Raw genomic sequence first — 6,457 nt, forward strand, 5'->3', positions numbered from 1 at the left:
GCGTACGGTACGTTGTACGAAATACCCTGGCAAGTGCCCGCCGGTGGCCGCCATAGCACATGGCGGCTACAATTTCGCGTTCCAATCCCTGCAGCCACCCCACGAGGTCAGGATGTTCCCGAAGCACGAGACGATCGCCGGTTACGACAATGAACTGGCGCAGGCCATGGCCGATGAGGCGCGTCGTCAGGAAGACCACGTCGAACTGATTGCTTCGGAAAACTACGCCAGTCCGCGCGTGATGGAGGCGCAGGGCAGCGTGCTCACCAACAAGTACGCCGAAGGCTATCCGGGCAAGCGCTACTACGGCGGCTGCGAGTTCGTCGACATCGCCGAGAAGCTCGCCATCGAGCGCCTGAAGCAGTTGTTCGGCGCCACCTACGCCAACGTGCAGCCGCACTCCGGTTCGCAGGCCAACCAGGCCGTGTACCTCGCGCTGCTCAACCCCGGTGACACCATCCTGGGCATGAGCCTGGCCCACGGCGGCCACCTTACCCACGGCGCCAAGGTCAACGTGTCGGGCAAGCTGTTCCATGCCATCCAGTACGGCGTGAACGAGAACGGCCTGGTCGACTACGACGAAGTCGAGCGCCTGGCCCTCGAGCACAAGCCGAAGATGATCGTCGCCGGCTTCAGCGCCTATTCGCAGGTGATGGATTGGGCGCGCTTCCGCGCCATCGCCGACAAGGTCGGCGCCTACCTGTTCGTCGACATGGCGCACGTGGCCGGCCTGATCGCCGCGGGCGTGTACCCGAGCCCGCTGCCGCACGCGCACGTCGTCACCTCCACCACGCACAAGACCCTGCGCGGCCCGCGCGGCGGCATCATCGTGGCCAAGGATGCCGGCGAAGAGATCGAGAAGAAGCTGCAGTCGATCGTGTTCCCGGGCATCCAGGGCGGCCCGCTGATGCACGTCATCGCCGCCAAGGCGGTGGCCTTCAAGGAAGCGCTGGAACCGGCCTTCAAGACCTACCAGGAGCAGGTCGTGAAGAATGCCAAGGCAATGGCCCGGACGCTGATCGAGCGTGGCTACAAGATCGTCTCCGGCGGCACCGAAAACCACCTCATGCTGGTGGACCTGATCGGCCGCGACGTCACCGGCAAGGATGCGGAGGAGGCGCTGGGCAAGGCCCACATCACGGTGAACAAGAACGCCGTGCCGAACGACCCCCGCAAGCCCTTCGTCACCTCGGGCCTGCGCGTGGGAACGCCGGCCATCACCACCCGCGGCTACCAGGAGGCGGACGTGGTGGAGCTGACCCATTGGATCTGCGATGTGCTCGATGCGCCGGCCGATGACGCCGTCATCGCCAAGGTGCGCGAGAAGGTCACCGCGCAGTGCCACAAGTTCCCGGTGTATGGCTGAGAAGCCGGGAGTCGGGAATAGGGCATCGGGAATGGTGAACGCCAGGCTCTGGCGACGCCGCGCGCTTTTCCTGTTCTCCATTCACCATTTTCCATTCACGGCTCTTTGATGCATTGCCCTTTCTGCCAGCACGAAGACACCCGCGTGATCGATTCACGCCTCGCCGAAGACGGCGCCACCGTGCGTCGTCGCCGCGAATGTCCCAAGTGCGGCGAGCGCTTCAACACCTTCGAAACGGCCGAACTCAAGCTGCCCACGATCGTGAAGAGCGGCGAGCGCCGCGAGCCGTTCGACGAGCACAAGTTGCGCGTGAGCTTTGAGCGCGCATTGCAGAAGCGCCCCGTGCCTACGCATTCGGTCGATACCGCGGTGCGCGAAATCATCAACGACCTGCGCCGTTGCGGTGAACGCGAAGTGCCGTCGCGGCAGGTGGGCGAACTGGTGATGCGCGAGCTGAAAAAGCTCGACCAGGTGGCGTACGTGCGCTTCGCCTCGGTCTACCGGAAGTTCGAAGACGTGCAGGCGTTCCGCGAGGAAATCGAAAAGTTGGAACGCGACCTGCCCGAGCTGGAAGCGTTGCAGCTGTCGCTGCTGGGCGAGAGCGTGGCGAGGCGCAAGAAGTCCTGACGTCGGACTGACACTGCAGGAGCGCACCCCGTGCGCGACCGCGGCGGCGGGTCCGTTTCCTCTCCGTAGGCTTGTCGCGCACTGGGTGCGCTCCTACAGAAATGCCCGGGCAGCGCATAAACTGCCCGCATTGCATCGCCTGGCGACGCCATGACATCGACCTTCACCGCCATCGACCACGCCCACATGGCGCACGCGCTGCGCCTGGCCGGGCGTGGCCTGTACACCACGCACCCCAACCCGCGCGTCGGCTGCATCATCGCGCATGGCGAACAGGTGGTCGGCACCGGCTTTCATCAGCGTGCCGGCGAGCCGCACGCCGAGGTGTTCGCCCTGCGCGAGGCGGACAGCCGGGCGCGAGGCGCCACCGCGTACGTCACGCTGGAGCCGTGTGCACACCATGGCCGTACGCCCCCCTGCGCGGATGCGCTGATCGCGGCGGGTGTTTCACGCGTGGTCATCGCCGCGGAAGACCCGTTTCCGCAGGTCGCCGGCCGCGGCATCGGCAAGCTGCGTGATGCCGGCATCGCGGTCGAAACGGGCCTGATGCGCGAGGCGGCGCGCGAGCTCAATATCGGTTTCTTCAGCCGCATCGAGCGCGGCCGGCCATGGGTGCGCGTCAAGCTCGCGATGAGCCTGGACGGCCGCACCGCGCTCGCCAACGGCGAGTCGAAATGGATCACCGGTGAAGCGGCGCGTGCCGACGTCCAGCGCTGGCGCGCACGCAGCTCGGCCATCTTCACCGGCTCGGGCACCGTGCTGGCCGACAATCCGCGGCTGACCGTGCGCCTGCCCGAGGGCGAGGCGTTTACGCCACCGTGGCGTGTGCTGCTGGACAATCGCCTGCGTACGCCGCCCGGCAGCCACGTGCTCGACGGCGCCGCGCCCACGCTGGTGCTGCACAACGAGCAATACGCGCCGGTCGATGCGCGCTTCCAGGCCGCTGAACTGGCGGTGGTGCCGGAGCGGGGCGGCGCGATGGACCTGCAGGCCGTGATGACGGAGCTTGCACGGCGCCATGTCAGCGAAGTGCATGTCGAGGCGGGCCCCAGCCTGTGCGGTTCGCTGTTTGCCGCGGGGCTGGTCGATGAGTTGCTGCTTTACATTGCGCCGGTGTTGCTCGGCGACAGCGCGCGGCCGCTGCTGGGTTTGCCGTCACTGAACGATATGGCGCAGCGCTGGAAACTGCGCACGCTCGATCGCCGCGCGCTGGGCGACGACCTGCGACTGCAGTTGCGTCCCTCGGCCTGAACCACATGAAACGAAGCCCATGACACAGCCATCGTCCCGCCCCGTCGTCCTGAGCGAAGCGGAGCAACGCCACTTCCGCGAGCAGGGTTATCTGGTGCGCCGGATCCTGGACGATGCCGCCGTGGCGCACTACGTGGCGGCGGTGGATGCCTCGCGGCGCGAACGCGGCGATACGCAGCGCATGAGCAACCTGCAGTTCCTGCAGCCCGGCAAGGCGATACCCGGCATCCAGAACGTGATCTGCAATGAATCCATCGTGGCGGTCTGCCGGGATCTGCTGGGCGACAGGATCATCGTGGATGGCGCGTCGCTGTTCTACGGCGAGGCCGGCGTCGACTATCGCCAGGGCTGGCATCGCGACGTGTTGCAGGTGCCGGATGACCAGGTCGACCTGCGTTGGTTCAGCGAGGACTACCACTACAACTACGTGCAGATGAACCTGTCGCTCACCACGGACGGCTGCCTGTGGATCGTGCCGGGCAGCCATCGGCGCCAGTTGAATGCCGAGGAACGGGCGATCTTCGGCGACACCGAGAAGATGGCGCCCATCGACGCCGCGGAGCTGAGCGAAGGCAGGCAGCTCGTGCTGCAGCCGGGAGAGGCGGTGTTCTACAACAACTATGCCGTGCATCGCGGCTATGGTGGCGTGCTGAAGGACCGGCGCATCACCGTTCACCTGGGTTTCCATTCCGCCGAGCACGCACCGACCTTGCACTTCGGCGTGCTGGACCACACCGAATACACGCTGGATTATCTCGCGTCGCTTGAGCCCTGCGTACGCGAGGCCTTGCGCGCGCACCTGGTCGAGCGTGCGCGGTACCCGGAAGTGAACGTGTTCCACGGCTATCACCAGCAGTTCCTGAAGAAGGAGTTCAAGACCACATGACGACGGCAGCGATACGCTGGGGCATCATCGGTTGCGGCAACGTCACCGAAGTAAAGAGCGGCCCGGGCTTCAGCAAGGCGCCGAACTCCGCGCTGGTGGCGGTGATGCGCCGCGATGGCGACAAGGCGCGCGATTACGCCGAGCGTCATGGCGTGCCGCGCTGGTACGACGATGCGGCGAAGCTGATCGCCGATCCCGACGTGAATGCGGTGTACGTCGCCACGCCCCCTTCGACGCACAAGCACTATGCGCTGATGGCGATCGCCGCGGGGAAAGCCGTGTACGTGGAAAAGCCGATGGCGATGGATCACGCCGAATGCGAGGCGATCATCCAGGCCGGCCGCGCGGCGAACGTGCCGGTGTTCGTGGCCTACTATCGCCGCGCGTTGCCCCGTTTTCAAAAGGTGCGCGAACTGATCTTCGGGCAGCGGGCGATCGGCACGCCGCGCATCGTCAACACCGTGCTGCACGAGCCGCATCACCCGCGCTATCACGATCCGAAAAACCTGCCCTGGCACGTGCAGCCCGACATTTCCGGCGGCGGCGTGTTCATGGACATCGGCTGCCACACGCTGGACATCCTCGATTGGCTGTTCGGCCCGATCGTCTCGGTGAGCGGCCATGCGAGCAATCAGCTGGGCGCCTATCCGCCGGAGGACACCGTGGCGATGTCATTCGCCTTCGGCAACGGCATGCTGGGCACCGGCCTGTGGAATTTCGACAGCTACAAGCATCACGACCAGGTCGAAGTGGTCGGTGACGAAGGGCGCATCGCGTTCGCCACGTTCGGCAACGGGCCGATCACGGTCGAGAATGCCCGTGGCACGCATGAGCATCATGTCGAGAACCCGCTGCACATCCAGCAGCCGCTGATCGAAACCATCGTGGCCGAGCTCACCGGGCAAAAGGACGCGTGTCCTTCCAATGCGGAAACCGGCGCGCGGACCAGCTGGGTGATGGACCAGGTGTTGAGGGACTATCGCCGGGAGACCGGCCAGTCGATGGGGGGGTGAGGGACGATCCCGCCGGGGGAGCCGGGATGTTGCAGGAGCGCACGGTGCGCGCCGCGACACACCGTTTCCCCGCCGTGGACAACCGATCCGGGCCCCGCGCCGGGAAGGTGCTAGAATCCACCTGGCCGGTTCGCCGGCAAAACCACAAACGACGTCTTCAGGGCGGGGTGAGATTCCCCACCGGCGGTAGGTGCCTTCGGGCACGAGCCCGCGAGCGCTTCCGGTGCCACTGGAAGGTCAGCAGATCCGGTCCGATGCCGGAGCCGACGGTTGGCAGCCAGCGATGGCTTCCAGAAAGTCCGGATGAGAGAAGACGGTACGGCGCAGGCCTTCGCGGGCGTGCGCCTGCCTGACGCCTTGGGGCGTTTTTCGCAGCTATTCACGCGGGAAACGTTTCATGTCCAAGCATCGTTGCTGTTCTTTCACCGCCTCCGTCCGGGAGGTGCGCTGATGTTCACCGGCATCATCCAGAGCGTGGGCCGCATTGCGCGGCTGGAAGCGCGCGGCGGTGACGTGCGCCTGCACGTCGATACCTCCGACCTCGATCTCGCCGATGTGCAGCTGGGCGACAGCATCGCCGTGTCCGGCGTATGCCTGACCGCGGTGACGCTGGAGGCGCGCGGTTTCAGCGCGGATGTCTCCAACGAGACGCTGTCGCTCACCACGTTGGGCAAGTTGAAAGCCGGCGATCCGGTGAACCTGGAGAAGGCGCTGCGCCTGGCCGACCGCCTGGGCGGCCATCTCGTGTCCGGCCATGTGGACGGCGTGGGCAAGGTGGTTTCGGTGACGCCCGATGGCCGCTCGCAGCGCTGGACGTTCGAAGTGCCGGCGGCCCTGTCGCGCTATATCGCGGCCAAGGGCTCGATCTGCATCGACGGCACCAGCCTCACCGTCAATGAGGTGAACGGCCATCGTTTCGGGGTCAACCTTATCCCCCACACGGTGGAACACACGGCATTCCATGCACGCAGGCCGGGTGATGCGGTGAATATCGAAGTGGACGTGGTGGCGCGCTACATCGAGCGGCTGATCGCCAGTGGCGATGCGCCCAGGCTCGACGAAGCATTCCTCAGGCAACACGGCTTCGCCTGACGGGTTCACGGTCACGGCCTCACAAGACGTCATTCCGGCGCAGGCCGGAATCCAGCCGCGAAGTGTTCGAGGTCCCGGAAGACCGTACTTTTTGGGTCTGGAGTTGCGGCCATACCCGGACCGTGACTCAACTGGATTCCGGCCTGCGCCGGAATGACGAGCTAAACAACACTGGAACTATCCATGAGCTCCAACACCATCCCCGAGATCCTCGAAGCCATC

At 65.7% G+C, this 6,457-nt stretch carries 6 protein-coding genes and 1 riboswitch; all 6 genes read left to right on the forward strand.

Annotated features, from left to right (window positions below):
- Window positions 1-112 precede the first annotated feature (112 nt).
- The 6 genes from glyA to JMF82_RS16720 all read left to right on the forward strand — a co-directional run bounded on the left by glyA (window position 113) and on the right by JMF82_RS16720 (window position 6,235).
- Window positions 113-1,366 (forward strand): serine hydroxymethyltransferase, encoded by a 1,254-nt coding sequence (gene glyA, locus JMF82_RS16695; protein WP_201315682.1) that lies wholly within the window; start codon window positions 113-115, stop codon window positions 1,364-1,366.
- Between the two features lie 108 nt (window positions 1,367-1,474).
- Entirely contained in the window at window positions 1,475-1,993 is a 519-nt protein-coding gene (gene nrdR / locus JMF82_RS16700) for a transcriptional regulator NrdR (protein ID WP_201315683.1), read from the forward strand.
- Between the two features lie 150 nt (window positions 1,994-2,143).
- Entirely contained in the window at window positions 2,144-3,244 is a 1,101-nt protein-coding gene (ribD, locus tag JMF82_RS16705) for a bifunctional diaminohydroxyphosphoribosylaminopyrimidine deaminase/5-amino-6-(5-phosphoribosylamino)uracil reductase RibD (protein ID WP_236585526.1), read from the forward strand.
- Window positions 3,245-3,263: 19 nt separating this feature from the next.
- Complete coding sequence (locus JMF82_RS16710) at window positions 3,264-4,130, forward strand: phytanoyl-CoA dioxygenase family protein (RefSeq protein WP_201315684.1); 867 nt, start codon at window positions 3,264-3,266, stop codon at window positions 4,128-4,130.
- Window positions 4,127-5,143, forward strand: coding sequence for a Gfo/Idh/MocA family oxidoreductase (locus JMF82_RS16715; protein WP_201315685.1), 1,017 nt, complete (start codon window positions 4,127-4,129; stop codon window positions 5,141-5,143). The genes JMF82_RS16710 and JMF82_RS16715 overlap by 4 nt, the downstream gene beginning before the upstream one ends.
- Window positions 5,144-5,292: 149 nt before the next feature.
- A riboswitch (FMN riboswitch) is annotated at window positions 5,293-5,462 on the forward strand.
- Between the two features lie 131 nt (window positions 5,463-5,593).
- Entirely contained in the window at window positions 5,594-6,235 is a 642-nt protein-coding gene (locus tag JMF82_RS16720; RefSeq protein ID WP_201315686.1) for a riboflavin synthase, read from the forward strand.
- The last annotated feature ends 222 nt before the right edge of the window (window positions 6,236-6,457 follow it).

The organism is Dyella sp. EPa41 (assembly GCF_016586165.1).
Taxonomy (GTDB): domain Bacteria; phylum Pseudomonadota; class Gammaproteobacteria; order Xanthomonadales; family Rhodanobacteraceae; genus Dyella.